Below are 25,562 nucleotides of genomic sequence, written 5' to 3'. Positions count from 1 at the left end.
TTCAGTCGTACGGTCGGTTCCAGGCCACAGAACCTACAGGCGGCCACTGACAATCGGCCGCCCGGACCGTCCTACCAGCTCGTCTTCCGGGACAGTTCCCACACCATCATGATGGTCGACGGGTCCAGCGCCCGCTCGGCGCCGGAGACGTCCTCGTTGACGGCCAGGTACTGCTTGCCCTGCCACAGCGGAATCAGCCGCGCGTCGTTCACGAGGATCTGCTGGGCCTCCTCGAAGTCCTGCTCCACCTCGGCGCGGTCGCTCACCTGCCGGGAGCGGGGCAGCAGCACCTTGGTGATCTTCGGGCTCTCGTAGGGCGTACCGAGGGCGTTCTGCTCGCCGACGAACGGCGCGATGAAGTTGTCGGCGTCCGGGAAGTCCGGGAACCAGCCGCGGCCGAACACGGGGTACTCGCCGTTCTGGTAGCCCTTCACATAGGTCTTCCAGGGGCGGCTCTTGAGCGTGATCTTGAACAGCCCGGAGGCCTCCAGCTGCCGCTTGAGCTCCTTGAACTCGGTGGCGGTCTCGGAGCCGTAGCGGTCGGTGGTGTACCAGAGGGTGAGCGGCACGGTCTGGGTGATGCCCGCGTCGGTGAGGAGCTTGCGGGCCTTGCGGGTGTCCGGGTCGCCGTAGTCGTCGAAGAAGGCGGTGGTGTGGCCGGTCAGGCCCTTCGGGACCATGGAGTAGAGCGGGTCCACGGTGTCCTTGTAGACGTTGTGCGTGATCGCCGGACGGTCGACGATCTGGGCGACGGCCTTGCGGACCGCGGTCTTTCTCGCCCATGGGTCCTTGGGGTTGAAGACCAGGTAGTTGATGTCGGTGCCCGAGCCCTCGACCAGTTCGAGGCCGTCGGCGTCGGGGCCCTTCTTCTGGAGGGCGACGATGTCGTCGGCGCCGAGACCGCGGTAGGTCGCGTCGATCTTCTTGTCCCGCAGGGCCTTGACCATGGTGCCGGAGTCCTGGAAGTAGCGGATGGTCACCGCGTCGTTCTTGCGCTCCGCGAACCCCTTGTACTTCTCGTTGCGGGTGAGTTCGGCCTGCTTGCCCTCGGTGTAGGAGGCGAGCGTGTAGGGACCGGAGCCGGCGATGCCGCCGTCGTCGCGCAGCTTGTCGGCCGGATAGTCCTCGGGGTCGACGATGGACATGGCAGGGGTGGCGAGGACGAAGGGGAAGGTCGCGTCGGACTGGTTGAGGTGGAAGACCACCTCATGGTCGTTGCGCACCTGGACGCGTTCGAGGCTGCCGAGGAGTCCGGCGGGACCGCCGGAGACGTTGATCTTGCGGATGCGGTCGATCGAGTACTTGACGGCCTGCGCGTCGAGGGTGTGACCGTCGGAGAAGGTCAGGCCCTCGCGCAGCTCGCACTGGTACGTGCGCTTGGAGTCGTCCGTGAACTCACAGCTCTTCGCCGCGTCGGGCCGGGGGTCGGTCGCCCCGACCGGGTAGGCGAGCAGCGTCTGGTAGACGTTGCGGAACAGCTCCCAGGAGCTGTCCCAGGCGGCCGCGGGGTCCAGCGTGCTGGGCGAGCTGGTCGTGCCCACGACGATCGGCCCGGCATCCTCGGACCCTTCGTCCCCGAAGACACCACATCCGGTCGCGAAGGATGTCGCGAGGGATATGGACACGGCAGCCGCCACCTGCTGCAGGCATCGGTTCCGGTTGAACACGCGCACGCTCCTCGATCTGCCATACCAAGGGTCGGCAGACCATACCGCAGTGCCACGCCGGACGAACCGGGCTGTCCACGGGGGGTGAATCACCCAGTCTGTGACGACGTTGTCATCGCGTTGTGTGCGTGGTGTGTGTCGCGTTCGTTCACATATATCCGATACGTCGACAGGGGCGCCGTTTCCCGTCGGGGAAACGGCGCCCCTGTCCGGCGGGGACGCGTCAGGCGACGCCGGCGTTGAGGAAGATGCCGCCGTCCACGACGAGGGTCTGACCGGTGATCCAGTCGGACTGCGTCGAGGTGAGGAACGCGGCGGTGCCGCCGATGTCGGAGGGCACACCGAGGCGGGCCAGTGGATAGGCCGCGGCAGCCTCCGCCTCCCGGCCCTCGTACAGGGCCTGCGCGAACTTGGTCTTCACGACGGCCGGGGCGATCGCGTTGACCCGCACCTTGGGCGCGAACTCGTGCGCCAGCTGCTGCGTCAGGTTGATCATCGCGGCCTTGCTGACGCCGTACGCGCCGATGAACGGCGAGGCCGACAGGCCCGCGACGGAGGCGATGTTGACGATCGCACCGCCGTTGTCCTTCTGCCAGGCGTGCCAGGTGCGCTGGGCGAAGCCGAGCGCCGAGATCACGTTGGTCTCGAAGACCTTGCGCGCGACCTGGAGGTCGAGGTCGGCGATCGGGCCGAACACCGGGTTGGTACCGGCGTTGTTGACCAGGAAGTCGACGCGGCCGAACGCCTCCATGGTGCGCTCGACGGCCTCGGCCTGGTGGGCCTCGTCGTGCGCCTTGCCGGCAACGCCGATGGCGCGGTCGGAGCCGAGCTTCTCGACGGCCTCCTTCAGGGCGTCCTCGTTGCGGCCGGTGATGCAGACGCGGTCGCCGCGCGCGACGAGCGCCTCGGCCACGCCGTAGCCGATGCCTCGGCTGGCGCCCGTGACGAGAGCGACCTTGCCGGAGAGTTCCACAGTCATGTTCCCGTTCCCCTAGTTCAGCGGTCCGCCGGCGACGTACAGCACCTGACCGGAGACGAATCCGGCCGCGTCGGCGGTGAAGAAGGCGATGGCGTTGGCGATGTCCTCGGGCTCGCCGACGCGCTGGACGGGGATCTGCGTGGCGGCCGCGGCCTTGAATTCGTCGAAGCCCATGCCGACGCGGTCGGCGGTCGCCTTGGTCATCTCGGTGGCGATGAACCCGGGGGCGACGGCGTTGGCGGTGATGCCGAACTTGCCGAGCTCGATCGCGAGGGTCTTGGTGAAGCCCTGCAGACCGGCCTTGGCGGCGGAGTAGTTGGCCTGGCCCCGGTTGCCGAGCGCGGACGACGAGGACAGGTTGACGACGCGGCCGAAGCCGGCGTCCACCATGTGCTTCTGGACGGCCTTGGTCATCAGGAACGAGCCGCGCAGGTGGACGTTCAGGACGGTGTCCCAGTCCGAGGCGCTCATCTTGAACAGCAGGTTGTCGCGCAGGACGCCCGCGTTGTTGACGAGGATCGTCGGCGCGCCGAGCTCCTCGACGACGCGCGCGATCGCCGCCTCGACCTGGGCCTCGTCCGAGACGTCGGCGCCTACCGCGATGGCCCTGCCGCCCGCCGCGGTGATCTTCTCCACGGTGTCCTTGCAGGCGGCCTCGTCGAGGTCGATCACGGCGACCGCGCGGCCCTCGGCGGCCAGTCGTACGGCGGTGGCGGCGCCGATGCCGCGCGCCCCGCCGGTGACCACGGCGACCCGCTGCTCAGTGGTGGACATTCGCTGTTCTCCTCGCCCTAGAGAGAGTGCGCCCATTGAGTGAGCGACCGCTTAGTACCTTCAGCAGACGTGACGCTAGAAGCCCTGGCACCCGGTGTCAACGGCACACCCGGTGCGTGTGATCCATTACCTCACCAGGAGGTCCAGCAAGCGCGCCGACTCGGCCGTCGGATCGGTGGTGAGTCCGGTGTGCACGGGCCCTGGCTGCACGACCGTCGAGCGGGGCGCGATCAGCCAGCGGAAGCGCCGCCCCGGGTCGTCCCCGGCCGCCTGCCCGGCCGCCGTGCCGCCGGCGCACACGCCCTCCACGGCACCGAGCGCGGCCCGCACGCCGGCCACGTCCGCGTCGGGGTCGAGCGCCAGCAGCCGGGCCTCGTCGAGGTGGGTGCGGGCGCCGACGTAGGCCTGCGCACGGCAGTAGACGACCACGCCGGCGTTGATGCACTCGCCGCGTTCGACGCGCGGTACGACCCGCAGGAGGGCGTACTCGAAGACGTCCCGGCCGCCGCCCTGGCCGGCCCTGGTGATGTGGCGGTCGGTCACTTGGTCCCCTCGATGCCGTGGATGCGCTCGTGGATGATCGCGGCCCGCGCGAGCAGCGGGCGGGCGTAGGCACGCCTCAGGTCGTCGGGCGTGTCGAAGCCGGGCTCGTCCGTCAGCCAGGCGTCGGGGATCTCCGCGGTGACCTCGGCGAGGAGTTCCTCGGTGATGAGGGGCGACAGCTGCGCCGCGGCGGTCTCGAGATCCGGCCGGAAGGGCGCGAGCGCGTGGTCGGAGGCGTCGTAGGGGCGGGCGGCGGAGGTCTCGGCGCCGGGCCAGTTGTGGTGCCAGATCATGGTGGCGCCGTGGTCGATGAGCCACAGATCGCCCCGCCACACCAGCAGGTTGGGGTTGCGCCAGGAGCGGTCCACGTTGTTGACCAGCGCGTCGAACCAGACGATCCGTCCGGCCTCCTCGGGGCCGATCCGGAAGGCGAGCGGATCGAAGCCGAGGGCGCCGGAGAGGAAGTCCATGCCGAGGTTGGCGCCGCCGCTGGACCTGAGCAGCTCCTGCACCTGCTGGTCGGGCTCCCCGAGCCCGAGCACGGGGTCGAGGCCCACGACGACCAGGCGGGGCATCCTGAGACCCAGCCGGCGGGCGAGTTCACCGCAGACGACCTCGGCGACGAGCGTCTTGCGTCCCTGTCCCGCCCCGGTGAACTTCAAGACGTACGTCCCGAGATCGTCGGCCTCGACGAGTCCCGGCAGTGAACCCCCCTCACGCAGGGGCGTGATGTAGCGGGTCGCGAGGACCTCTTTCAACATCTTCGAAGGTCCCATCGCTCGTGTGCCTTACATGTCACGCCGAGCTCCGAGGCGGTCTCCCCGTCTCCCCAGCGTCCGTCGATGGCTGTGCGCCCCGTCCGGCCTCCGGCATGAAGTGAGCATAGTAGCCATGGGCACCGCAACCGTCGGCACCGGTCGCGGAAGGGACAGCGGGTGGGCGAAGGTGGAGTGAGCAGCACGTTTCGGTCCGGACGGAGGCAGACATGTCGGTGCGTGTGATCGTGAAACTGGTTCCGGACGGGGAGTGGTCCTCTGTCGCCGAAGGGCTTCAGACGGCGGGAGCGGAACAGGTCCTGGCTCCTCGTGAGTCGCTGCCGGACCGGGCGGTGGCACTGTTCCCGGACGAGGTGGGCGTCACCGAGGCGGTGGACTCGGCTCGTGGGGTCGCGGGGGTCGTTGACGCCGAGCCCGACGTCATGCGCTACACCAGCGGTCCCGGCGCGTAGGACCGTCCCGGGAGAGAACGGCCCGGTCGCACCGGGGCCGGGTTGCGTCAGGTCTACCTCGGCGGGGTGGAGCGGCGCTGTCAGACGAAGGCGAGCGCCGCGTCCGCATCGACCAGGCCGAAGCCGAAGTCGTCATTGGGGACCGGATCGCCGGGATCACCGCGCAGCGGCTTCGCCGTGTCGTGAAGGATCTGGCGGACGTCCCGAGCGCTCAGTCCGGAGGCATGCGAGAGCAGCAGCGCCGCGACTCCCGCCACGTGCGGTGTGGCCATGGATGTGCCGTTCAAGGTGGCGAACGTGTCGTTCAGGTATGTGCTGAGGATGTTGACCCCCGGCGCCGACACAGAGATGTGGGAACCGGTGTTCGAGAAGGATGCCTTGTGGTCCAGCGGATCCGTGGCACCCACGGCAACGACATCGGGGAAGGCCGCCGGGAAGCTCTCCACTTGCTCGCCGTCGTTGCCCATGGCGGCCACCACCACCACGTCATGGCTGACGGCGTACGCGATGGCGTCGGACTCGACGTCGGTGGCCATTTCACCGCCGAGGCTGAGATTGAGCACCCGCGCACCGTGGTCGACGGCCCACCGGATGCCTGTGGCGATGTCGGCCGCGCTGCCCACTCCGCTGACGAGGTTGTCACTGAGCCGGCGGATGCGGGCGAGGACCCGAACGGGCAGCAGACCGCACTCCCAGGTCACACCGGTCACGCCCTCATGGTTGTCCGAGCGGCAGGCGATGGTCCCGGCGACATGCGTACCGTGCCCGACCTCGTCCTGCGGAGTGGCGTCCACTCCCATGAAGTCGCCTTCGAACACCCAGCCCGGTTGCGCCACCGGGTTCGGCCCGAGGTTGACGAAGTCCTTGCCCTGCCTCAGCAGCGGCGCGAGTTCGGGATGGTCGAGGTCGACCCCGGTGTCGATGACGCCGACCGTGACGGAGGCACTGCCCCGGCTGCGTTCCCAGGCCTGCGGGCAGTTGATTCTCTTCAGACCCCATTGCTGCGCGAAGAGCGGGTCGTTGGGAATGACCGACGCCTGTTCCCGCCAACGGTTGGGCTCCGCGACCGAGACCTCTTCCAGGCTGCTCAGCCGCTGAACCACACGGGAGGTGTCCTGGGCCGGATCGAAGCGGACACGGTATGCGGCACCGAGCTCGCTCGGCTCCGCGACTGCCATGATGCCGGCGGGAGTGGGAGGAGAAGGCGGGTGCAGCCGGGTCACGGACCGGACTCCGATGTCTCTGAAGACCCGGTCGAGCGACTCGACGCCGACTCCCGTGACCTCGGCGAACGCTCCGCGCACGGGCCCGGTCGGCACCGCGACCGAGACCCTCCTGGCGGCCTCCGGCTCCATCTTCACCAGCACCTCGCCGGGAATCTGGTTGTCCTGCCCCGGAGGGAATGCTCTGTAGCCCTGGGCCGAAGCTTGTGTGGGTGGATGCTTGCCGTTGCCGTGCTCTGGCATGACGCCTCCCTCGAGCACCGAACGAGTGGGCGATGAGGCAGACCTGCTCCACCACCACTATCACCCGGTCGGCCCCATAGCGCACTCTGGCCACACGCGCACCATCTTCCACGGGCGCGGGCCGTGAGGCGCCGGGGCCGGGCGACAGCACAACGACAGCTCTGATTTACCCACAGCACACGCTGAACAGGTTTAGATCTCGACACAGTCTGAACAGCGCGGGCCCTCTGCCCGTACCTGTGCACAGATCATGAACCTCCCCCCGAAGGGAACGTCTGCAATGACCAGCGCCTCGTTCAAGCCCGCTTCCGGACCTGCCCGTCGAGCCGTCGTGGCGGCGGCCGGAGCCGCGGGGCTCACCGCCGCGCTGACCGCGTGCGGAGGCTCTGACGACAGTTCCGCCGGCTCGACCGACACGTCCTCGTCCGCGGGCTCGACGGGGTCGACCGGTTCGACCGGCGGTGCCGACGCGGGCGGCAGCCCGAGCGGTGCGGCGTCGAGCGGCTCGGCCGGCGGGACCGCGCTCACCACGACCGCGGAGATCCCGGAGGGTGGCGGCAAGGTCTTCGAGGCCCAGAAGGTGGTCGTCGTCCAGCCCACGAAGGGCGAGTTCAAGGCCTTCTCGGCCGTCTGCACCCACCAGGGCTGCGCGGTGAAGAGCATCGCCGACGGCGTGATCAACTGCCCCTGCCACAACAGCAACTTCTCCGTCACCGACGGCAGTGTGAAGAGCGGCCCGGCGAAGCAGCCGCTGCCCTCCGTCAAGATCGCCGTGAGCGGGGACCAGATCACCCTCGCCTGACGCCTGCGCGCAGCCGTTCGAAGCAGGCCAGCACCTCGTCCGTGGTCGCGACCGTGGCGACCAGTGCGAGGGTGTGGCGGACCATCGCGGGGGTGTACTCGGCGGGCACCCCCGCGACGGCGTCCGCGGGCACGACCGCGGTGTATCCGCGGTTCACCGCGTCGAAGACGGCGTTGGGGATCGCCACGTTGGCGGAGACACCGGTGACGATCAGCGTGCGGCAGCCCAGGTTGCGCAGCAGCGCGTCCACGTCGGTACCCGCCAGGGGCGACAGTCCGTGCAGCCGTCGTACGACGATGTCCTCGTCGGCGACTTCGATCGGGGCCGCCACGCGTACCGCCGGGGTTCCGGCGAGCTGCTGGACCGGCAGTCGTGCCGCGGCGCGGAAGAGCCGTGCGTTGCGGCTGGCGCCCCGGCCGTCGGGGCGGCGTTCCGCGACGGCGTGGATCACCTGGATGCCGCTGTCGTGCGCCGCGGCCACGAGCCGGGCGACGTTGGCGAGGGCCCCCGAGTCACGTGCCTCCTGGGCCAGTTCGGGCAGGGCGCTGTCGGGGCCGACCAAGCCCTGCTGGCACTCGACGGTGAGCAGGGCCGTGGTCGCCGGGTCGAGGAGTTCACCGAGCTGTTCGTACGAGGGCATGATTCCCCCTGGTCGCCTGCGGTGTGGGGCGGGTGAGCGTAGTCACCATTGCTTGTTGGGGGAAGACGACCCATCCTTTTCTGACGTGATGTCAGAGGATCTCCTCTGGCACGACGTGGGAGAAGGAAGAGGGGGCCGCATGACCGCTACTCAGCGCCGGGGCCGGAAGATCATGATGACGCCGGGTGAGCTGGACGATTTCCTGACCGCCCAGCGCACCTGCCGGGTGGCCACCGTCTCGGCGGACGGCGCACCGCACGTGAGCACCCTGTGGTTCGCGTGGGACGGTGTCTCGATATGGCTGTACTCGGTGGTACGGAGCAAGCGCTGGACCGACCTGCGCCGCGACCCCAGAGTCGCGATCGTGGTCGACACGGGTGAGGAGTACGACGAGCTGCAGGGCGTCGAGCTGTCGGGGACCGTGGACTTCGTGGGCGAGCACCCGCGCATCGGGGAGCTGTGCGCGGAACTCGACGTCCCGGAGACGCTGTTCGCCCGTAAGAACTTCCGCTTGGAGGAGATGCCGCACGACGGCCGGCACGCCTGGATCCGGCTGACTCCGGAGAAGGTCGTCTCGTGGGACTTCCGCAAGCTGGGCGGGGCGTAACACCTCCTCAGCCCACGCGCTGAGCCGCCGCCCGAAGCGACTCGACCGCCGCGCGGATCGAGGGGCGGCGGTCGGCGTCGGCGCGCCAGATGACGTAGACATGGCGGCGCACGCGCTGCCGGAGCGGGACGGTGACCACGCCCGGAGGCGTCGGATGGCGGCCGAGCAGCGGGGCGATGCACACGCCGAGTCCCGCCGCCACCAGCTGCAACTGGGTGTGCGTCTCGCCGGCGCGATGGCCGATGATCGGCTCGATGCCCCGGGAGCGCAGGGTGAACATCAGCCACTCGTGGCAGAACTCGCCCTCGCCCCAGGTGATCCACTCGTCGTCGGCGAACTCGCCGAGGTCCACCTCGTCACGGTCGGCGAGCGGATGCCCGGCCGGCATCGCCACCTCGGCCGGGTCGTCCAGGAGGGGCGCCTTCACCAGACCGTCGGGCAGCGCCATCGGCTTGTTGTACCAGTCGAGGACCACGGCCAGGTCGAGGTCCCCGCGGACGACGGCGGCGATGCCGGTCTCCGGCTCCAGCTCGCAGGACCGCACCCGCAGCGCCGGATGATCGGCGCGCAGCGCGGCCAGCGCGATCGGGAACAGCCCGCGCGCGGCGGTCGGGAACGCCGAGAGCCTGAGCTCTCCGACAACCCGGCCGCGCTGTGCCTCCAGGTCGGACTGGGCGAGCTGCACCTGCGACAGGATGCGCCCCGCGTGCTCGGCGAGCAGCCGGCCCGCGTCCGTCAGACGCACACCCCGCCCGTTCTTGGCCAGCAGCTGCTGCCCGACCTCACGCTCCAGCTTGGCCAGCTGCTGCGAGACGGCCGAGGTCGTGATGTGCAGCCCCGCGGCCGCGCCGCTGACGGAGCCGTGTCGGGCGAGGGCGTCGAGGGTGCGCAGGCGCTCGAGATTCAGCATGCACGCGATGCTACGAGATACGTAAGCGTTGCTACGAAGTACAGCGTGCGATTTCTCGATTGTGCTACGAGGTTTGCTCCAGCATCGTGGGCGGCATGACCACCGCCACGACTCCTCGCGCCCAGGTCCCCGCGGACACCGCCCGCCCCCGTCGCGCTCTCGACTGGCGTCTGCGCTTCGGCGTGCTGTCGCTGATCTGGGGCTTCAGCTTCCTCCTGATCAAGGTGGGCACCGAGGCGTACGCGCCTTTCCAGGTCACCCTCGGCCGCCTGGTCTTCGGCACGGCGGTGCTGGCGGCCGCGCTGGTGGTGAAGCGGCAGCGGCTGCCGCGCGGCGCGCGGACCTGGCGGCATCTGACGGTCGCCGCCTTCCTGATCAACGCGCTGCCGTTCTCCTTGTTCGCCTTTGCGGAGCTGACCATCCCGTCCACGCTGGCGGGCATCTGCAACGCGACCTCACCGCTGTGGGGCATGGCCCTCTCCCTCGTGGCCCTCTCCGAGGACAGGCCCACACGCCTCAGGGTCGCCGGGCTCGGCCTCGGGTTCCTCGGTGTGCTGACGGTGCTCGGCGCGTGGCAGGGCTTCGACGGCCTGGACGTCAGGGGCACCGCGATGGCCCTGCTGGCCTCGCTCAGCTACCCGATCGGCTGGATCTACGTCCGCCGCACGCTCGCCGGGTCCTCCGAGTCGCACCTGTCGCTGACGGGCGCGCAACTGTTGCTGGCCACGCTCCAACTGGCGCTGGTCACCCCCCTGTTCACCACCCTGCCCGCCGACTTCCCCGTCGTCCCCCTGCTGGCGGTCGCCGCACTGGGCGTGCTCGGCACCGGGCTCGCCGTCCTCCTCCAGTACGGTCTGGTCGCCGAGGTCGGTCCGACCACGGCCCAGATGGTCACGTACTTCATCCCGGTCATCGCCACGGCCGCGGGCGTCGCGATCCTCGGCGAGTCGCTGAGCTGGTCGACACCGGTCGGCGCGGTGATCGTGCTGGCGGGGGCGGCGTTGACGCAGAGGCGGGGGCGCGTCTGATCGCCTGGACGCCCTGGACGTGTTTGATCGCCTGGACGCTCTAGACGTAACGGCGTACCGGCGCCGGCCCCACCGCCGCGGCGATCGTGTCGGCCAGGGGTGCGATTTCGTCGGCGGTCAGGGTCGAGACGGTGATCCGGATGCCGGGCGGTGCGCTCATCCGGAAGCGGGCACCGGGGGCGACCGCCCAGCCGGCGTGCAGCAGGCGGGCGACGGCGCCGGTCTCGTCCCGGACGGGCACCCACACGTTCATACCGCTGCGCCCGTGCGCGGCGATCCCGCGCCGGGCGAGCGCGTCGATCAGTGCGTCACGGCGCTCTCCGTACGAGCGGGCCACGGCCCGGGTGTCCACCGCGCCGTCGGCCCACAGCCGCAGCACCGCGCGCTGAGTGATCCAGCTCAGCCAGCCCGGGCCGAGCCGGTGGCGTCCGCCGACCCGGTCGAGCGTGACGGCGTCCCCGGTCAGGACGGCGAGCCGCAGGTCGGGGCCGTACGCCTTGGCGACCGAGCGGACCAGGGCCCAGTGCTGCGTGACCCCCGCCAGGGGATGCAGGGGCAGGTCGACGATGCCGTGGCCGTGGTCGTCCTCGACCAGCAGGGTCGCGGGGTACTCCGCGAGGACGGAGCGCAGGGCACGCGCGCGTGGGGTGCTGAGCGCGGCGCCCGTGGGGTTCTGTGCCCGGTCGGTGACGATGAGGGCGCGAGCTCCGTCGGCGAGGGCCCGGCGGACGTCCTCGGGCAGCGGTCCGTCGTCGTCGAGACCCACGGGGGTCGTGCGCAGCCCGAGCGCCGGGACGAGGTCCATCACACTGCCCCACCCGGGGTCCTCGACGGCGACGGTGTCCCCGGGCCTGAGGTGTGCGGCGAGGACCCGCTCGATGGCGTCCAGCGCGCCGGAGGTGACGGCCACCGGCCCCGCGGGCACCCCGTCGGCGTCCAGGCGGGCCCGGGCTTCGCGGGCCAGCTCGGGCTCCACGGGTGCGTCGCCGTAGAGGACCGGTTGCCGGTCGCCCTGTGCGGCGGCCTCGGCGAAGGCCGGGGCCAGCGGCGGCAGCAGTGTCGGGTCGGGGTTGCCACTCGCCAGGTCACGTACGCCTTCCGGCACGTCCAGCCGGATGAACTCACGGCTCGTCGTGGCCGGCGCGGACCGCACGCGGCTGCCGCGCCGGCCCGCCGTCTCGATGACCCCGCGCTCCCGCAGCATGCGATACGCGGCCGCGACGGTATTGGGGTTCACCCCGAGCTTGTCGGCCAACTCCCGCATGGGCGGCAGTAGTTGTCCGGGCTCCAGCTCGCCCGCCCCCACCGCGCTCTCGACGCTCGCGGAAATCTCTGCTGCGCGCCGACCTTTGATCGGATAGTCTCCTAGCACAAAATTGATTATGCACTAGTGCAATGGAGAGCGCCATGCAGGGGACCCCGCAGACGACGACGCCCGCCTACCCCCCGTCCGACCGCACCGTCCCCACGCGCGCCCCCGAACGGGCCTCGTACGACAAGGAGTTGGTGCACGCGATCCTCGACGAGGGCTACGTCTGTCACCTCGGCTTCGTCCGCGACGGCGCGCCGGTCGTGCTGCCGACGCTGTACGGGCGGGTCGGCGAACGGCTCTACGTTCATGGTTCGACGGGTTCGCGCCCGCTGCGGATGACCGGCCGGAGCGACCCCGGCCTCGCGGTGTGCCTCACCGTCACCCACGTCGACGCGCTGATCCTGGCCCGCTCGGCCTTCCACCACTCGATCAACTACCGCTCGGTCGTGGTGCACGGCATCGCCCACGACGTGACGGACCCCGAGGAGAAGCGGGCCGCGCTGGACGCCCTGGTCGACCACGTCGTGCCGGGGCGTGCCGCGGACTCCCGGCCCGCCAACAAGAAGGAGCTGGCCGCGACCGCGGTGATCCGCCTCGACCTCAACGAGGTGTCCGCCAAGCTGCGCACGGGCGGGGTGAACGACGAGCCCGAGGACCTCGCCCTCCCCCACTGGGCCGGCGTGGTCCCGCTGAACAAGGGCTACGGCACGCCGGTGCCCGACCCCGACCTGGCACCGGGCACGGAGGTGCCCGACTACCTGGCGACTCCGTGACACCGTAGGGAGCCGTTCACGCGTGAAGCCCCTGCCCCTGACTATGAAGCCGCCTTCCGGGCGGATGCCTCCCGGTCCGGGCCGCCCTTGACCACCGGATCCGGGGACGCCTTCGCGGGGGTCGTCGACTGGGCGATGAAGGCCCCGACCATGATCAGCGCACCGCCCATGACCTGGGGTGCCGAGAGGTGTTCGCCGAGGAGGGTCCAGGCCAGGACGGTCGCGACGAGCGCCTCCAGGTAGGAGACCACGCCCGCGACCTGCGGGGAGAGCCGGCGCACGGCGACCACACCGGTGACGTAGGCGACGACGGTGGCGACGAGCACGACCCAGGCGAGCAGCAGCCAGGCAGGGACGCGCGTGCCGTCCATGTCGGCGGAGTGCGCGAGCACGGACCCGTCCATGGTCCAGGGGCGGGCGAAGGCGGTCATCAGTACGGCGGCGACGAGCAGCCCGTAGGCGACGACGCCGAGCGGGTCGGGAGTGTCGTCGCCCGCGTCGCCGCCCTGGTCGGACAAGACGAAGTAGCCGACCTGGAAGCCGGCCGCGCCGAGCGCGAGGAGGAGTCCCAGGGCGTCGAAGCGCACCCCCGACCAGACCTCCACGACACACGCGAGTCCGCCGACGGCGAGGACCACACCAAAGGCCGCGGCCCGCGTCACCGGCCTGCGCTGCACGAACCGTACCCAGAGCAGGACGAGGGCGGGTCCGAGATACTCGACGAGCAGCGCGACGCCGACGGGAATGCGGGAGATCGCGGCGAAGTAGCAGGCCTGGACGCCGGCCGCGGCGACACCGAACGCGAGGAGCAGCGCGGGCCTGCGGCGCACGAGTGCGCGATGCCGCACGGCGACCGGCAGCATCACCAGGGCGGCGCCCGCCACCCGCAGCCACACCACGTGCAGCGGGTCGAGCCCCGCGTCGATCAGCGGTTTGGCCGCGACGCCGGACCCCCCGAAGGCGATCGCCGAGGCGACCGCGAGACCGAGTCCGACACCTTTGCCCTGGCCGACCTGACTACTTCCAGACATGCGCACGGTACGCATGATGACAGGCGACGACATGAGCGTCACCCCGAATGACACCTGTCTCACCAGATGGGCGGTCCCCGGCGACGTCACACCTCGGCGCATCCGCGGCCGACACCTCAGCGCCCCGGTTCGCCGCCCCCCGCGCACTCCTGGGGCCCGCGCTCGATGCGAGCCGACAGCGGACCCGCGTCGATGCCGGCCCGCGCCAACACCTCGACGGCCCGTGCCCGTGGGTCCCTGACGATCGCCGCGAGCAGGTCGAGGCCGTGGGCGGGGGCGTCACCACGGCGGGCGGCGCGGGTGCGGGCGTCCGCCAACGCGGCGGCGGCCAGCGGCGAGAAGCCTTCGACGTCGGTCACGACGGGGACGCCGCCTGAGTCCTCGACGCTGCCCTGCCAGCGCAGGCCGTAGCCGATGCTGCGCTGGACGAGGTAACCGAGGAGCCGGGCGATCCGCGTACCGTCACCGTCGACGACGGCGCGCACCTCGGGGTCGCACTCCAGGAGCGAGTGGAGCAGATGGGCGGTGTCGATCTGCCGGTCCCCGTCCCGGACGGCACGTCGGCGGGCTGCGTCCAGCACAGCCGCCGGCCCGGCACCGAGCGCGGCACCGTGGTCCGCGTCGTGGGGGCCCAGGTCACCGGGGCCCTGGGCGCGAGGGTCGTGCGCGCGGAGGTTGTGGGCACCGGCCGACTGCCGGGGAATGCGGGGTTGCACATCCCCACCTCATCAGTCCCGGCAGGTGTGGGGCATCCCCGGCGGGAAGCATTTTCCCATCCCACGCGGAGTGGACAACGACCGGCGCGATCTCCTCCTTACGGAGGAGGCGAGCTTTTCTGACGGTTCATCAGTATTGAATGTTGCGGGGGCAGCGGCTACGTTCCGCGACACCGTAGCCCGTCACGAAGAGGTGGTCGCATGGCCGAAGTCAGCGCGGAGGCACGCATCGGGGCACCGGCCGAGAAGGTATGGACGCAGCTCACGAACTGGCCGGCGTACGGGGAGTGGAACGCCACGCACACGAGCTTCCCCAAGGGCGGCCCCGAGACCCTCGAACTGGGCGCGACCTTCCAGGAGAACATGAAGCTGATGGGCTTCCCGGCCGAGGTCGACTGGACCGTCGAGGAGTTGGAGCCGTCCCGGGTGCTCGCCATCCGGGGCAAGGGCCCGATGGCGGTGACCGTCGCCACGCGCTACACACTGACGCCCGACGGCGACGCCACGACGGTGCGCATCGACGGCGAGTTCACGGGCGCGGCCGTGTCGCTCATGGCGGGCAAGCTGAAGGACTCGGCGACGGCGGCGCTCAACGAGTCGCTGCGCAAGCTGGACGGGTTGGTGGCCTGACGGCCGGGCACGCGAAGGTGCCCCGCGGAAGGTCTCCGCGGGGCACCTGCCACGACCACCGGGTGGTCAGTCCTCGTCGGCGAGGATCAGATACAGCTTCTTGCGGGCTTCGTTGATCACGGCCAGCGCCTTGTCGCGCTGCTCCTTGCTGCCGGTCTTCCAGACCTGGCCGAAGGCCTCCATCAGCCCGAACCCGGCCTGCCGGATCTCCCCGAGAGCCTCCCAGTCGACCCCGCGCCCAGCTTCCTCCCAGGGCGCGTCGGGCCCCTCGTCGGCCGCCGCACGGCCCGCCTCGGTGAGGGAGAACAGCTTCTTGCCGCCCTCGCTCTCACTCACGATCAGCCCCTCGTCCTCCAGCAGCTGGAGGGTGGGGTACACCGAGCCGGGGCTGGGCTTCCACGCCCCGCCGCTGCGCTCGGCGATCTCCTGGATCATCTCGTAACCGTGCATCGGCCGATCCCTCAACAGGGCCAGGATCGACGCCCGTACGTCTCCGCGCCGAGCCCTCCCCCTGGGTCCGCCACGCCCCCGTCCACCCCAGGGGCCACCGGGCCCGAACCCGGGACCTCCGGGACCGAAGGGCCCCCCACCCGGCCCGAAGGGCCCGAAAGCGGCACGCCGCCCCTCGAAGCCGCCCCGACCACGCCCGGAGGGCCCGTCCTGCCGATGTCCACGCTCGAATCCGTGGCTGCGCATCGCCATCACTCCATTCCATCGTTGATCTGTCGCGATGCCTCAACGATATATCGGAACAGTTCGCATAACAAGGGCCTGCGGGCCAGCGTTGTTGAGACTTTCAGCGAGAGTTGTCACATTTCAGCGGCAATTGACACCCATTCGCCGTCAGTAACCAGCGGCACACCTCTTGAGATAGGCATGGGGAACCCGGTTGGCCAGTGTGGATCAAGAGTGGGCCACTATGGCGGGGCACTGTTTCGACCGCGGTCGAGCCGCGTTGGGGACGCCTGCCTCCGCTGAGGAGCCGGGCATACGAAGGCCTCCAGGACGGCAATCCTGGAGGCTTCGCAGGCTACCTCCGGCCGCGGCTGACCTCGTCCTGCTCGGAGACCTAACCGGCCGCTACGCGGCGGGAAGCTACAGCAGGCTCGGCTCCGACGGCCGGTCCGTGGTCCCGCGCGTGGACCGTCAGGGCGCGGCCGAGCACGGTCACAGGATCACTGCGGCCATCGCCTGCCACGTCGCCCGCGCCGGCGGAAGCGTCGACGATCTGACCCGGCTGCTGCTCCACCCCGACCACGAGGGCGGTCGGCACGCCCGGCACATCGCGCTGCGCTCCGGACAGGCGCGTGCCCTGGACTACATCCGCAGGGTGTGGGCCAGCGCCTCGGCCGCGGTCGCGAGCACGCGGTTCCTGGAGTCGCGCCAGCAGGCGTACGAGGTTCTCGCCGCGCTGCGGGGCCGAATCGTATAAGCGTGATTGCACGATCAGGTGTGTTCAGACGGGTTCAAGTAGATTGACCACGGAGAGTCCGGTTTCGCCGTTGACAAGCTGGAGGGCGACCTCGGCCCGGGCAGCTAGGTTTAGAGGGGCGAGGTCCTCGGCGTACGCAGCGTGAACCACGCCGTCCAGGCCTGCGCCTACCAGCGGCGCGGCAGTGCGAAGCGACGCCTCCAGTGCCACGCCCTGGGTGGCACCGCCGTGCAGGATGATGTTCCGGGTGCGGCACAAGCGCCGCAGCGCGATCCGAAAGGCTCCCGCGACGTCGTTCAGAACTGGTCGGGGGTCTTGGACCAGGTCGGCCATGCGCTGGGCAGCGGGGTTGTCGGAGTATTTGGTGGGCGTCCGGGTGAAGTCCAGTGCCCCGGCTCCTGTGGTGCGCAATGCCTCGGCGACCAGCCCGGGGCGTTCCTGATTCGTCGTGCAGGCCGCGATTGCACGGGTGAGGTCATCTACTTCCCGGGGCTTGTGTCGGTGTGCGAGGGCGGTGAGCTCAGCCCGGGGCCAGGAGCAGGCGATGATGGCCGCCATCCTGTCGGCAGCCACCGCTTTGCCTGAGCGCTCGTTCTCTTTGGGATCGTCCGGATGCGAAAGCAGCGATTCCACAGCGGCCCAGGCCCCGGCGACAGCCGGAGCCATCGGACCACGGTTGACCGCGGCCGCGAGCTCCAGCGCATCGTCGATCCGGCTGCGCTGGCTTGTGATTCGGTAGAGGTGTCCCTCGTTGACCAGCGTCAGGACATCCGCGCCCCGAGCCGGGGTCCCTGGCCGTCCTTGGCCCGGCAGTGGGCGGAGCGCCTGCGGGCGATGCCGTCCAGGTCAAGGTGGGCGGCAAAGGTGCGGTGTGCCGCCAGCCCCCCCATGCACACGCCCACAGATGGGGGTGCTCGGTGATGTGGTGCACCGCCGCGGCGGCCAGGTGGCAGCGGTGCACGGTGTCCAGCCGCACGAGCGTCACCCACAACCAGGTGAGTTCGCTGCTGCCCAGCACGTGCTCCCGGGAGGCGAGCCGCCACTCAAGCACGTCCCGCGCGCGCAGCAGGGTGGCCAGCGTGGCGTGCCGCTGAGCCGCCAACGGACTGCCCGGCGCGCTGGGTGGCCCCTCCTCTCCGGAGGCCTCGTCAACACCTCCCCGCACGGCCTGTCCGCTGCGCCGCCTGGACGCCCGGCTCGCAGCCCAGGGACACGACGTGATCGCCCTCCATGTCGCACCCTTCCGGCCGAAGCCTTGCTGCACGCGGACATCGGACACCCGGACCGTCCACGCCATCGAGCGCTTCCGTAGCGCCGACGGAGTAGTCATCGGCATCCCGGTCTACAAGGCCGCGTACTCCGGGATGCTGAAAGCGTTGCTCGATCTGCTGCCGCGGTGCGCGCTGGAGGGCGTGACCGTGCTGCCGCTTGCAATCGGCGGGAGCACGTGCCACGCCCTGGCGATCGACTACGGGCTGCACCCGGTGTTCACCTCCATGGGCCCCGCGCACATCGCGCCCGGCTGGTTCGTGCTGGACAAGCACATCGATGTGCGGGAGGAGGCGGGGTCGTCGTGGAGCCCGTCGCGCGGGAGGCACGTGAGCGGGTCTCCGATCAGTTCTCCGCCTCGCTTGGCGTGTGGGTCTGGAGGTAGCTGCGTGAGCGATCCCCTCGTCCGGGAGAAACCGCTGACACGCTGGGCCAATCGCCACTGGTCCCGAGGATTGAGATAGTCGCGCCCATCATGTGAACACCCTCTTGGGGTGGGTGCCACCTTCTGTCACGATCCCTAGCAGTCAGGTAGGAAAACTAGGGATCAGGGGGTGGCCGTGGGAGCGCTCAGCTGCGCAGACCGGGCGCTGCCCGTGCTGACCTCGCGTCGTCACATCGACTTCGGCCGTACGTCCAGCGCTATCTGTCGGCCGGTCTGAGACCTCAGCACGCCATTCCACACCCCTTTGATCACCCCTTCTTCCCTGAGAGGACACCTCCGTGTCTGCCGCAAGACCGCTCACCACCCTGCGCACCCTCGCCGTCATAGCCGCGCTCCCCCTCCTGCTCACCGCCTGCGGCTACGGCTCCAAGTCCACCGATGACGGCAAGCAGACCCCGGCGGCCGCGGCGGGCGCCAAGAAGCTCTCCGCCGACGAAGTGAAGATCGGCTACTTCCCCAACCTGACACACGCCACCGCTCTGGTGGGTGTCCAGGAGGGCCTGTTCCAGAAGGAACTGGGCGGCACCACGATCAAGGCCTCGACCTTCAACGCCGGCCCCTCCGAGATCGAGGCGCTGAACGCCGGGTCCATCGACATCGGCTGGATCGGCCCCTCCCCCGCCATCAACGGCTACACCAAGTCGAACGGCAAGAACCTGCGCATCATCGGCGGTTCCGCCTCCGGTGGCGTGAAGCTCGTCGTCAACCCGAAGAAGATCAAGTCCCTGAAGGACGTCAAGGGCAAGAAGATCGCCACCCCGCAGCTCGGCAACACCCAGGACGTCGCTTTCCTCAACTGGATCGCGGACCAGGGCTGGAAGGTCGACGCCGAAAGCGGCAAGGGCGACGTCTCCGTCGTCCGCACAGACAACAAGATCACCCCGGACGCCTACAAGTCCGGTTCCATCGACGGCGCCTGGGTGCCGGAGCCGACCGCGTCCAAGCTGGTCGCCGAGGGCGGCAAGGTACTGCTCGACGAGTCGACGCTGTGGCCCGACAAGAAGTTCGTGATCACGAACATCATCGTGTCGCAGAAGTTCCTCAAGGAGCACCCGGACGTCGTCGAGGCCGTGCTGCGCGGTTCGGTGAAGACCAACGCGTGGATCAACACCAACCCGGACGAGGCGAAGGCCTCCGCCAACAAGGCGCTGGAAAAGCTGTCGGGCAAGGCGCTTCCCGCCGATGTCATCGACCCCGCCTGGAAGTCCATCCAGTTCACCGACGACCCGCTGGCCTCCACCCTCAACACCGAGGCGGAGCACGCGGTCAAGGCCGGTCTGCTGGAGAAGCCCGATCTGAACGGCATCTACGACCTCACCCTCCTCAACAAGGTCCTCAAGGCCGAAGGCAAGAGCGAGGTCGACGACGCCGGGCTCGGCGCCGAGTAACCAGGCACCGGATCCGATGAGTCCCCAGGAGGTGACGACCATGGCCACCACGATTGCCAAGGCTGCCGCGGACGCCACGGCGGTGACGTCCGCCGCCCGTATCGAGCACGTCTCGAAGTCCTTCCCCGCACCGGGCACGCCCGGCGGACAGCAGCTCGTGCTGGACGACATCACGCTCGACGTCGCACCGGGCGAGTTCGTCACCCTCCTGGGAGCCTCCGGCTGCGGCAAGTCCACGCTGCTCAACCTGGTCGCGGCACTGGACCAGCCGTCCACGGGCACGATCGCCACGGACGGCCGGCCCGCCCTGATGTTCCAGGAACACGCCCTCTTCCCATGGCTGACCGCGGGCAAGAACATCGAACTCGCCCTGAAGCTACGCGGAGTCGCGAAGCCGGAGCGCCGCGCGGAAGCGGAACGGCTGCTGGAACTCGTACGACTGCAGGACGCCCACCGCAAGCGGGTGCATGAGCTGTCGGGCGGTATGCGCCAGCGGGTTGCTCTGGCCCGGGCGCTGGCCCAGGACAGCCGACTGCTGCTGATGGACGAGCCGTTCGCCGCGCTGGACGCCATCACCCGGGACGTGCTGCACGACGAGCTGACCCGCATCTGGAGTGAGACGGGACTGTCGGTGCTGTTCGTGACGCACAACGTGCGCGAGGCGGTACGGCTTGCACAGCGGGTGGTGCTGCTGTCCTCCCGCCCGGGCCGCATCGCCCGGGAGTGGACCGTCGGCATTCCGCAGCCACGCCGCATCGAGGACAGCGCGGTCGCCGAGCTGTCCGTCGAGATCACCGAAGAACTGCGTGGGGAGATCCGCCGCCATGGCCAGCACTGACACCGGCGTCGACACCGAGAAGGACGGCTCCACAGCGGCCGAGCAGAACCGGGACGCTTACGGTCTGGTGGGACTGGAAGCCGGCCTCGACGCCCTGGACTCGGTGCAGTCCGGCCGCACGCCGCTGCGCGAGACCCTGTTGCGCAAGGTCCTGCCGCCTGTCACCGCCGTGGCACTGGTACTGGTCGTCTGGCAACTGCTGGTGTGGACGAATGTCGCCCCCGACTACAAGCTGCCCGCGCCCTCCGATGTGTGGGGCGAGGTAAGCGATGCCTGGGTCCAGGGCACCCTGCTCGACTACATCTGGACATCCGTCTCCCGCGGTCTGCTCGGCTTCCTGCTGGCGCTCGCCATCGGTACGCCGCTCGGCCTGCTCGTCGCCCGGGTGGCCTTCGTCCGGGCGGCCATCGGCCCCATCCTGTCCGGCCTGCAGTCGCTGCCGTCGGTGGCCTGGGTGCCGCCCGCCGTGATCTGGCTGGGCCTGAACGACAAGATGATGTACGCGGTGATCCTGCTCGGCGCGGTCCCTTCCATCGCCAACGGCCTCGTCGCGGGCATCGACCAGATTCCGCCGCTGTTCCTGCGGGCCGGCCGGACGATGGGCGCGACCGGCCTGCGCGGGGCCTGGCACATCGTGATGCCGGGGGCACTCCCCGGCTACCTGGCAGGGCTGAAGCAGGGCTGGGCGTTCTCGTGGCGGTCCCTGATGGCCGCCGAGATCATCGCATCCTCGCCTGATCTGGGCGTCGGTCTGGGCCAGTTGCTGGAGAACGGGCGGAACAACTCCAGCATGCCCCAGGTGTTCCTGGCCATCTTCCTGATCCTGCTCGTCGGCATCGCCATCGATCTACTGATCTTCAGCCCGGTGGAGCGGTGGGTGCTGCGCAGCCGCGGCCTGCTGGCTACTCGCTGAAGGAGGCCTTCAGGAGGACACGGTCAGGGATTCGTCCAGGCCTCGGGGTCCTCCGCGAGGCTCAGGACCTCGTCGGGCAACTTGGCCGCGGCCACGTGGGCCAGGGTGACCTCGCCAAGGATCTTGCGAACATTGGCGCGTACGGCGATCCACAGCGGCAGCAGCGACTCCGCGGGGCCACAGTAGGAGAGCTCGGGTGGGCGCACCCCCCGCACCGACACCAGGGGGCCGTCCGCCACACGGATGACGTCCGCGATGGCGATCGAGCCAGCCGGGCGGGCGAGACGGTAGCCACCCTTTCCGCCACGCTGGCTGACCACGAGGCCACCCCGGCGCAGGTCGCCGAGAATGCCCTCCAGGAACTTGTGCGGGATCCCCTGCGCCGCGGCGATCGCCTCGGCCTTGAGTGAGGCCTCGTCCCCTGCCGCGGCCAGCTCCAGGGCCGCCCGCACCGCATAGTCCGCCCGCGCCGAGATCCGCATGCCGCGATTATCCATCACTGCCGAGTCCGCCCGTCACCGGCTGCGCCGTCAGGCAGGAAGGATGAAGGACGGGTGCGCACCATTGAGGAAGTAGTCCCCAATCTCACGCAGTCTGTGGGCGGCCGGTTCACGCAGGGTGTGGGTCCGGGCGTCACGCCAGAAGCGGTCGAAGCCGTGCCGCATGGAAGCGGCCTCGACTCCGACGACCTCCAGGGCACGGTTGGTGATCTCCTGCGCGGCCCGGGAGGCCGCTGCCTCGGCCACGCTCGCGAGGACGGCGATCTCCGCGCACTCCTCGTCGTGGAGATCCTCGTCCTGCGCGAGGCCGTGCAGGAGGGCATCCACCGCCTGGCCTGCGAGGGCGGACGCGGCACGTGCGACGACGGCGAGCTCGCCGTACACGGTCAGCGCGTAGGGATCCTGCGGGGGACTGCCCGGCCAGGGCTGGGGCGAGAAGGGCTGCCAGGGCGACCGCACGGCCCTTCCGTGCTCGTGGACCTCGGCCAGCAGTCCCTCGGCGATGCCGAGACAGAACTGGGCGGACACCAGGCGCGCGGTCGGCACGGCAAGAGAGGCGAAGGGTGACAGGACGCCCTCGTCGGGCGAGAGCGAGCCGAACACATCGTCCGCCGCAACCGGTACGGAGTCGAACTCCACGGCGCCACCGGCTGCCAGCCGCTGGCCGAAGGTGTCCCCACTGCTGCCGCTCACGACACCCGGGGGGGTGGGGTCGACGAGGACGGCCAGCGGCTCACCCGTGCCGTACCTGGCGGCTCGGACCACCAGCCGGTCGGCGATCCCGGCGCCGGTGGCGTACCTCTGGTAGCCGTTCAGCAGATAGCCGCTCGCCGTGGGAGTCAGGATGAGCGGCGGTTCGTGTGAGGCGATACCGCCTCCCCAGCACCACTGCCCCTCCGTCGACTCCCGCTCGACACGGGCGGCACGTGCGGGGTCTGCGAAGAAACGGGCGGTGAAGGACAGGAAGTAGTGGTGGCCCAGCAGGTGGCCGATGGCCCCGTCGGCCGCGGCAACGGTCCGCACGACCGTGTAGGCCGTGCGCCAGTCCGCACCTCCTCCCCCCTGCTCGGCCGGTGCCAACAATGTCAGCAGCCCCGACTCGCGCAGCCGTGCAACCTCGTCGAGCGGTGCTTTGCCGGCCTGTTCGCGCTCGACCGCGTCCGTGGCCAGGTCGTCCGCCATGTCACGGGCTATGTGCAGCCAGTCGACCTGTCCGGCTCCCGCGTCGGTCACCTCGTCGGCCGTCACCGTCATATCCGGACCCGCTTCATGCGACTGCGACTGTCACTGCACCTCAGTGCTGTTGTCATGGCGTCTTCCTTCAGGGGCCGAGGACGACGCGGTGCCCGGCGAGGCGGCGTAGGAGTGCAGCAGTGCGCGGAGAGGCGTCGGCTTCATCATCCTCACTCTCCTCTCCAACCACCGTCAATACTTCCCTAGTAATTCGATAGGAAAACTAGGGATACAGGCACGCTCCGGCTGATTCACGCTCCCGGATGGCGAGTTCGCGATGGCGCGCAGCCGGGCGGTCGTCCCGGCCCCGATGGCTGCCGTCCAGGCCGTGGAGGCACTCGCGGAGCGTGGCGCCGCCGGACGGGGCCAGGAGCCTGCCGCGGCTGCGTGGCCTCGCGGGCGCACTTGGCGGCCAACTCGGCGACGACGACCGTCTCGGCGTTGTCAGCGATCACATGGGGGCTTCCGGCCTCCGCCGCGATCGCGCGGTCATCGATGGCCCCCGGCGCCGGCGAAGGGCACCTGGGCCGAGGGGGCGGCCTGCTGTCCGTACGCGTGCTGCCACAGACCCTGCGCCTGAAGTCTCGGCAGGACGCCCTCGCCGAACCAGTAGGCCTCCTCAAAGTGCGGATAGCCGGAGAGCACGAACTCGTCGACGCCGAGGGCGTGGTACTCCTTGATCCGCTCGGCGACCTCGTCGTGGCTGCCGACCAGGGCGGTGCCCGCGCCACCGCGCACCAGGCCGATGCCCGCCCACAGGTTGGGGTGGATCTCCAGGCGGGTGGGGGTCCCCCCGCTCGAGCGAAGTCGAGAGTGGGGGAGGCTGCCGCCGTCGTGCAGGGTGAGCATGCGCTGCTGGCCCTCGGACTCGCCGCGGGCCAGGCCCGCCGGGATGGTCCTGACCGCCTCCGGGTCGAAGCCGTCCAGGAGCCGGTTCGCCTCGGCCCAGGCCTGTTCGGAGGTGTCGCGGGTGATGACATGCAGGCGGATGCCGAAGCGGACGCGACGGCCCTCCTTGTCGGCCAACGCCCGGATCCACGCGATCTTCTCCGCGACGGCGGCGGGCGGCTCGCCCCAGGTGAGATAGACGTCGACCTTGGCGGCGACTTCTCCGGCGATCGGCGAGGAGCCCCCGAAGTACACCTCGGGGACCGGGTCGGGCAACCGTGCTAGCTTCGCGTCCTCGACATGGAGGTGCTCGCCGCGCAGGTCGACAGTCTTGCCCTCCCACAACCCTCGTACGATCTCGAGGAATTCGCCGGTACGGCGGTAGCGCGCGTCCTTGTCCAGGAAGTCTCCGTAGGCCCGCTGTTCATGGCTTTCCCCGCCGGTGACGACATTGAGCAGAAGCCGTCCGCCGGTCTGCCGCTGGAAGGTGGAGGCCACCTGCGCGGCGAGCGTCGGTGAGACGAAGCCGGGCCGGAAGGCGACGAGGAACTTCAGGCGCTCGGTGTTCTGGCTGACCATTGCGGTGGTCAGCCACGCGTCTTCGCACCAGGCTCCCGTCGGCGTGAGTGCGCCGACGAAGCCCAGGTCCTCGGCGGCGCGGGCGATCTGGCTGAGGTAGGCGACCGTCGGCGGCCGGTCGCGCCCGGACTCGGTGGCGGGGGGTGCCGTGGCCGCCGCCGACGACGTGGCGGCTGTCTCCGTTGGTCGGCAGGAACCAGTGGAAGGTGAGGGACACTCGGGGCTCCGATCAGGGGTGCGATCAGGGGACGTTCGTCGGTGCCGGGGCGGAGAGCAGGTCCAGCTCCTCGCGGGGAAGCCGGCGTTCGGCGTCGCGGGCCGAGGCGCCCGCCCGGAACTCGTTGCACGGGGCGGACGCGACAGTGACGGCCTCGGCGTCGTCGGCGATGACGTGTGCGGTCATGGCCTCAGCTCGCCGCGGCCAGGAGCGGGGTACGGCCCAGCGCCAGCGAGAACTGGTCGACGACCTGGGTGAGGGCCTCGGCGGCGGCCGGTGCGATGGTGACCGAGCCGTCGTCGTGGGCGGTGATGTCCTTGTCGAGGGTGAACCAGCCCTGCACGATGTGCGCGGCACCCATGGAGTTGAGGACCGGACGCAGGGCGTAGTCGATGGCGAGGACATGCGCGGTGGAGCCGCCGGTGGCGAGAGGGAGGACTGTCTTTCCGGTGAGTGCGTACTGCGGGAGCAGGTCGAGGAGCGCCTTGAGGACTCCGGAGTACGACGCTTTGTAGACGGGTGTTCCTACGACGACGCCGTCGGCGCTCGCGAACAGTTCGGTGGCCTCGACGATCGCCGGATGCCGGAAGTCCGCGCCGAGCAGGGCATCGGCGGGGATGGTGCGAACGTCGAGCGGAACGACGTCGTGCCCCTGAGCGGTCAGTCGCTGGTCCAGGTGGCGCAGCAGGCGGTTGGTGCGGGAGGAGGCGGAAGGGCTGCCGGAGACGGACAGGACGGTGGCCATGGGTCCTCT

The 25,562-nt window shown here is 70.1% G+C and carries 27 protein-coding genes and 2 pseudogenes; 11 read left to right on the top strand and 18 right to left on the bottom strand.

Features of this window, described 5'->3' with window-relative positions:
* Positions 1–71: 71 nt before the first annotated feature.
* From ACGFNV_RS37105 to ACGFNV_RS37085, 5 genes are all read right to left on the bottom strand, one after another.
* Positions 72–1,667, bottom strand: a complete 1,596-nt coding sequence (locus ACGFNV_RS37105; RefSeq protein ID WP_393628756.1) for an ABC transporter substrate-binding protein — start codon at positions 1,665–1,667, stop codon at positions 72–74.
* A 223-nt stretch (positions 1,668–1,890) separates the two neighbouring features.
* Entirely contained in the window at positions 1,891–2,646 is a 756-nt protein-coding gene (locus ACGFNV_RS37100; protein ID WP_393628755.1) for an SDR family oxidoreductase, read from the bottom strand.
* Positions 2,647–2,658: 12 nt separating this feature from the next.
* On the bottom strand, positions 2,659–3,420 hold the full coding sequence (fabG, locus tag ACGFNV_RS37095; protein ID WP_393628753.1) for a 3-oxoacyl-ACP reductase FabG: 762 nt from the start codon (positions 3,418–3,420) through the stop codon (positions 2,659–2,661).
* 126 nt (positions 3,421–3,546) lie between these two features.
* Entirely contained in the window at positions 3,547–3,963 is a 417-nt protein-coding gene (locus ACGFNV_RS37090) for a DUF3037 domain-containing protein (RefSeq protein WP_393628752.1), read from the bottom strand.
* Positions 3,960–4,724: a HipA family kinase gene (locus ACGFNV_RS37085; protein ID WP_393628750.1), complete on the bottom strand. Its 765-nt coding sequence runs from the start codon at positions 4,722–4,724 to the stop codon at positions 3,960–3,962. Before ACGFNV_RS37085 ends, ACGFNV_RS37090 begins: the two co-directional genes overlap by 4 nt.
* Positions 4,725–4,948: 224 nt before the next feature.
* On the opposite strand from ACGFNV_RS37085, the gene ACGFNV_RS37080 reads away from it, so the two are divergent.
* Positions 4,949–5,191 (top strand): hypothetical protein, encoded by a 243-nt coding sequence (locus tag ACGFNV_RS37080; protein WP_393628749.1) that lies wholly within the window; start codon positions 4,949–4,951, stop codon positions 5,189–5,191.
* Positions 5,192–5,271: 80 nt separating this feature from the next.
* On the opposite strand, the gene ACGFNV_RS37075 is transcribed toward ACGFNV_RS37080, so the two are convergent.
* Positions 5,272–6,657 (bottom strand): S8 family serine peptidase, encoded by a 1,386-nt coding sequence (locus ACGFNV_RS37075; protein WP_393628747.1) that lies wholly within the window; start codon positions 6,655–6,657, stop codon positions 5,272–5,274.
* A 280-nt stretch (positions 6,658–6,937) separates the two neighbouring features.
* On the opposite strand from ACGFNV_RS37075, the gene ACGFNV_RS37070 reads away from it, so the two are divergent.
* Positions 6,938–7,459 (top strand): Rieske (2Fe-2S) protein, encoded by a 522-nt coding sequence (locus ACGFNV_RS37070; protein WP_393628745.1) that lies wholly within the window; start codon positions 6,938–6,940, stop codon positions 7,457–7,459.
* Here ACGFNV_RS37070 and ACGFNV_RS37065 read toward each other — a convergent pair.
* Positions 7,446–8,099 carry a cysteine hydrolase gene (locus tag ACGFNV_RS37065; RefSeq protein WP_393628744.1) on the bottom strand — a complete coding sequence of 218 codons (654 nt, stop codon included), beginning with the start codon at positions 8,097–8,099 and terminating at the stop codon, positions 7,446–7,448. The genes ACGFNV_RS37070 and ACGFNV_RS37065 overlap by 14 nt on opposite strands.
* 139 nt (positions 8,100–8,238) lie before the next feature.
* Here ACGFNV_RS37065 and ACGFNV_RS37060 point away from each other — a divergent pair, with 139 nt between their 5' ends.
* Positions 8,239–8,706, top strand: coding sequence for a pyridoxamine 5'-phosphate oxidase family protein (locus tag ACGFNV_RS37060; protein WP_133931782.1), 468 nt, complete (start codon positions 8,239–8,241; stop codon positions 8,704–8,706).
* Between the two features lie 7 nt (positions 8,707–8,713).
* On the opposite strand, the gene ACGFNV_RS37055 is transcribed toward ACGFNV_RS37060, so the two are convergent.
* Positions 8,714–9,616, bottom strand: coding sequence for a LysR family transcriptional regulator (locus ACGFNV_RS37055; RefSeq protein ID WP_393628742.1), 903 nt, complete (start codon positions 9,614–9,616; stop codon positions 8,714–8,716).
* Between the two features lie 95 nt (positions 9,617–9,711).
* Here ACGFNV_RS37055 and ACGFNV_RS37050 point away from each other — a divergent pair, with 95 nt between their 5' ends.
* Positions 9,712–10,644, top strand: coding sequence for a DMT family transporter (locus tag ACGFNV_RS37050; protein ID WP_393628741.1), 933 nt, complete (start codon positions 9,712–9,714; stop codon positions 10,642–10,644).
* Positions 10,645–10,684: 40 nt separating this feature from the next.
* Here ACGFNV_RS37050 and ACGFNV_RS37045 read toward each other — a convergent pair whose 3' ends face one another.
* The gene (locus ACGFNV_RS37045) at positions 10,685–12,016 is read right to left on the bottom strand and encodes an aminotransferase class I/II-fold pyridoxal phosphate-dependent enzyme (protein WP_393628739.1); all 1,332 of its coding nucleotides are present in this window, start codon (positions 12,014–12,016) and stop codon (positions 10,685–10,687) included.
* A 35-nt stretch (positions 12,017–12,051) separates the two neighbouring features.
* On the opposite strand from ACGFNV_RS37045, the gene ACGFNV_RS37040 reads away from it, so the two are divergent.
* Positions 12,052–12,729, top strand: a complete 678-nt coding sequence (locus ACGFNV_RS37040; RefSeq protein WP_393628738.1) for a pyridoxamine 5'-phosphate oxidase family protein — start codon at positions 12,052–12,054, stop codon at positions 12,727–12,729.
* Positions 12,730–12,770: 41 nt separating this feature from the next.
* Here the strand turns inward: ACGFNV_RS37040 and ACGFNV_RS37035 are convergent, their stop codons facing one another.
* Together ACGFNV_RS37035 and ACGFNV_RS37030 are read right to left on the bottom strand one after the other, a co-directional pair.
* A complete protein-coding gene (locus tag ACGFNV_RS37035; RefSeq protein WP_393628737.1) occupies positions 12,771–13,760 on the bottom strand; it encodes a DMT family transporter in 990 nt (329 codons plus the stop codon).
* Positions 13,761–13,876: 116 nt separating this feature from the next.
* Positions 13,877–14,476 (bottom strand): Clp protease N-terminal domain-containing protein, encoded by a 600-nt coding sequence (locus tag ACGFNV_RS37030; RefSeq protein ID WP_393628735.1) that lies wholly within the window; start codon positions 14,474–14,476, stop codon positions 13,877–13,879.
* A 201-nt stretch (positions 14,477–14,677) separates the two neighbouring features.
* Here ACGFNV_RS37030 and ACGFNV_RS37025 point away from each other — a divergent pair, with 201 nt between their 5' ends.
* Entirely contained in the window at positions 14,678–15,106 is a 429-nt protein-coding gene (locus ACGFNV_RS37025; protein WP_133931776.1) for an SRPBCC family protein, read from the top strand.
* Between the two features lie 66 nt (positions 15,107–15,172).
* Here the strand turns inward: ACGFNV_RS37025 and ACGFNV_RS37020 are convergent, their stop codons facing one another.
* Positions 15,173–15,802 carry a PadR family transcriptional regulator gene (locus tag ACGFNV_RS37020; RefSeq protein ID WP_393628733.1) on the bottom strand — a complete coding sequence of 210 codons (630 nt, stop codon included), beginning with the start codon at positions 15,800–15,802 and terminating at the stop codon, positions 15,173–15,175.
* 442 nt (positions 15,803–16,244) lie between these two features.
* Here ACGFNV_RS37020 and ACGFNV_RS37015 point away from each other — a divergent pair, with 442 nt between their 5' ends.
* Positions 16,245–16,538, top strand: a complete 294-nt coding sequence (locus ACGFNV_RS37015; protein ID WP_393628731.1) for a hypothetical protein — start codon at positions 16,245–16,247, stop codon at positions 16,536–16,538.
* Between the two features lie 24 nt (positions 16,539–16,562).
* Here ACGFNV_RS37015 and ACGFNV_RS37010 read toward each other — a convergent pair whose 3' ends face one another.
* On the bottom strand, positions 16,563–17,204 hold the full coding sequence (locus ACGFNV_RS37010; protein WP_393628729.1) for a hypothetical protein: 642 nt from the start codon (positions 17,202–17,204) through the stop codon (positions 16,563–16,565).
* A 551-nt stretch (positions 17,205–17,755) separates the two neighbouring features.
* Here ACGFNV_RS37010 and ACGFNV_RS37005 point away from each other — a divergent pair.
* From ACGFNV_RS37005 to ACGFNV_RS36990, 4 genes are all read left to right on the top strand, one after another.
* On the top strand, positions 17,756–18,271 hold the full coding sequence (locus ACGFNV_RS37005) for an NAD(P)H-dependent oxidoreductase (protein WP_393628727.1): 516 nt from the start codon (positions 17,756–17,758) through the stop codon (positions 18,269–18,271).
* Positions 18,272–18,530: 259 nt separating this feature from the next.
* Positions 18,531–19,640, top strand: a complete 1,110-nt coding sequence (locus tag ACGFNV_RS37000; protein ID WP_393628725.1) for an aliphatic sulfonate ABC transporter substrate-binding protein — start codon at positions 18,531–18,533, stop codon at positions 19,638–19,640.
* Positions 19,641–19,680: 40 nt separating this feature from the next.
* Positions 19,681–20,478 carry an ABC transporter ATP-binding protein gene (locus ACGFNV_RS36995; RefSeq protein WP_393628724.1) on the top strand — a complete coding sequence of 266 codons (798 nt, stop codon included), beginning with the start codon at positions 19,681–19,683 and terminating at the stop codon, positions 20,476–20,478.
* The gene (locus ACGFNV_RS36990) at positions 20,465–21,391 is read left to right on the top strand and encodes an ABC transporter permease (protein WP_393628722.1); all 927 of its coding nucleotides are present in this window, start codon (positions 20,465–20,467) and stop codon (positions 21,389–21,391) included. Before ACGFNV_RS36995 ends, ACGFNV_RS36990 begins: the two co-directional genes overlap by 14 nt.
* 23 nt (positions 21,392–21,414) lie before the next feature.
* Here the strand turns inward: ACGFNV_RS36990 and ACGFNV_RS36985 are convergent, their stop codons facing one another.
* The 5 genes and pseudogenes from ACGFNV_RS36985 to ssuE all read right to left on the bottom strand — a co-directional run bounded on the left by ACGFNV_RS36985 (position 21,415) and on the right by ssuE (position 25,553).
* On the bottom strand, positions 21,415–21,873 hold the full coding sequence (locus ACGFNV_RS36985) for an Rrf2 family transcriptional regulator (RefSeq protein ID WP_073894524.1): 459 nt from the start codon (positions 21,871–21,873) through the stop codon (positions 21,415–21,417).
* Between the two features lie 48 nt (positions 21,874–21,921).
* Positions 21,922–23,145, bottom strand: coding sequence for an acyl-CoA dehydrogenase family protein (locus tag ACGFNV_RS36980; RefSeq protein WP_393628720.1), 1,224 nt, complete (start codon positions 23,143–23,145; stop codon positions 21,922–21,924).
* Between the two features lie 468 nt (positions 23,146–23,613).
* Positions 23,614–24,808 (bottom strand): annotated as a pseudogene (locus tag ACGFNV_RS36975) (LLM class flavin-dependent oxidoreductase).
* Positions 24,809–24,856: 48 nt separating this feature from the next.
* Positions 24,857–24,994: pseudogene (locus tag ACGFNV_RS36970) on the bottom strand (SfnB family sulfur acquisition oxidoreductase); the annotation flags it as partial.
* 4 nt (positions 24,995–24,998) lie between these two features.
* Complete coding sequence (gene ssuE / locus ACGFNV_RS36965) at positions 24,999–25,553, bottom strand: NADPH-dependent FMN reductase (RefSeq protein WP_393628718.1); 555 nt, start codon at positions 25,551–25,553, stop codon at positions 24,999–25,001.
* Positions 25,554–25,562 lie beyond the last annotated feature (9 nt).

It is taken from the genome of Streptomyces sp. NPDC048751 (assembly GCF_043198595.1).
Classification (GTDB): Bacteria; Actinomycetota; Actinomycetes; order Streptomycetales; family Streptomycetaceae; genus Streptomyces.
The sequence above is the reverse complement of the archived record's forward strand: the minus strand, read 5'-3'. Positions and strand labels throughout refer to the sequence as shown.

Coding starts and splice junctions, on each gene's coding strand:
- ACGFNV_RS37100 (WP_393628755.1), bottom strand. CDS start 2,646: ATGACTGTGGAACTCTCCGGCAAGGTCGCTCTCGTCACGGGCGCCAGC.
- fabG (WP_393628753.1), bottom strand. CDS start 3,420: ATGTCCACCACTGAGCAGCGGGTCGCCGTGGTCACCGGCGGGGCGCGC.
- ACGFNV_RS37085 (WP_393628750.1), bottom strand. CDS start 4,724: ATGTTGAAAGAGGTCCTCGCGACCCGCTACATCACGCCCCTGCGTGAG.
- ACGFNV_RS37080 (WP_393628749.1), top strand. CDS start 4,949: ATGTCGGTGCGTGTGATCGTGAAACTGGTTCCGGACGGGGAGTGGTCC.
- ACGFNV_RS37075 (WP_393628747.1), bottom strand. CDS start 6,657: ATGCCAGAGCACGGCAACGGCAAGCATCCACCCACACAAGCTTCGGCC.
- ACGFNV_RS37070 (WP_393628745.1), top strand. CDS start 6,938: ATGACCAGCGCCTCGTTCAAGCCCGCTTCCGGACCTGCCCGTCGAGCC.
- ACGFNV_RS37065 (WP_393628744.1), bottom strand. CDS start 8,099: ATGCCCTCGTACGAACAGCTCGGTGAACTCCTCGACCCGGCGACCACG.
- ACGFNV_RS37060 (WP_133931782.1), top strand. CDS start 8,239: ATGACCGCTACTCAGCGCCGGGGCCGGAAGATCATGATGACGCCGGGT.
- ACGFNV_RS37055 (WP_393628742.1), bottom strand. CDS start 9,616: ATGCTGAATCTCGAGCGCCTGCGCACCCTCGACGCCCTCGCCCGACAC.
- ACGFNV_RS37050 (WP_393628741.1), top strand. CDS start 9,712: ATGACCACCGCCACGACTCCTCGCGCCCAGGTCCCCGCGGACACCGCC.
- ACGFNV_RS37040 (WP_393628738.1), top strand. CDS start 12,052: ATGCAGGGGACCCCGCAGACGACGACGCCCGCCTACCCCCCGTCCGAC.
- ACGFNV_RS37035 (WP_393628737.1), bottom strand. CDS start 13,760: ATGTCTGGAAGTAGTCAGGTCGGCCAGGGCAAAGGTGTCGGACTCGGT.
- ACGFNV_RS37025 (WP_133931776.1), top strand. CDS start 14,678: ATGGCCGAAGTCAGCGCGGAGGCACGCATCGGGGCACCGGCCGAGAAG.
- ACGFNV_RS37020 (WP_393628733.1), bottom strand. CDS start 15,802: ATGCGCAGCCACGGATTCGAGCGTGGACATCGGCAGGACGGGCCCTCC.
- ACGFNV_RS37010 (WP_393628729.1), bottom strand. CDS start 17,204: ATGGCTCCGGCTGTCGCCGGGGCCTGGGCCGCTGTGGAATCGCTGCTT.
- ACGFNV_RS36995 (WP_393628724.1), top strand. CDS start 19,681: ATGGCCACCACGATTGCCAAGGCTGCCGCGGACGCCACGGCGGTGACG.
- ACGFNV_RS36990 (WP_393628722.1), top strand. CDS start 20,465: ATGGCCAGCACTGACACCGGCGTCGACACCGAGAAGGACGGCTCCACA.
- ACGFNV_RS36985 (WP_073894524.1), bottom strand. CDS start 21,873: ATGCGGATCTCGGCGCGGGCGGACTATGCGGTGCGGGCGGCCCTGGAG.
- ACGFNV_RS36980 (WP_393628720.1), bottom strand. CDS start 23,145: ATGACGGTGACGGCCGACGAGGTGACCGACGCGGGAGCCGGACAGGTC.
- ssuE (WP_393628718.1), bottom strand. CDS start 25,553: ATGGCCACCGTCCTGTCCGTCTCCGGCAGCCCTTCCGCCTCCTCCCGC.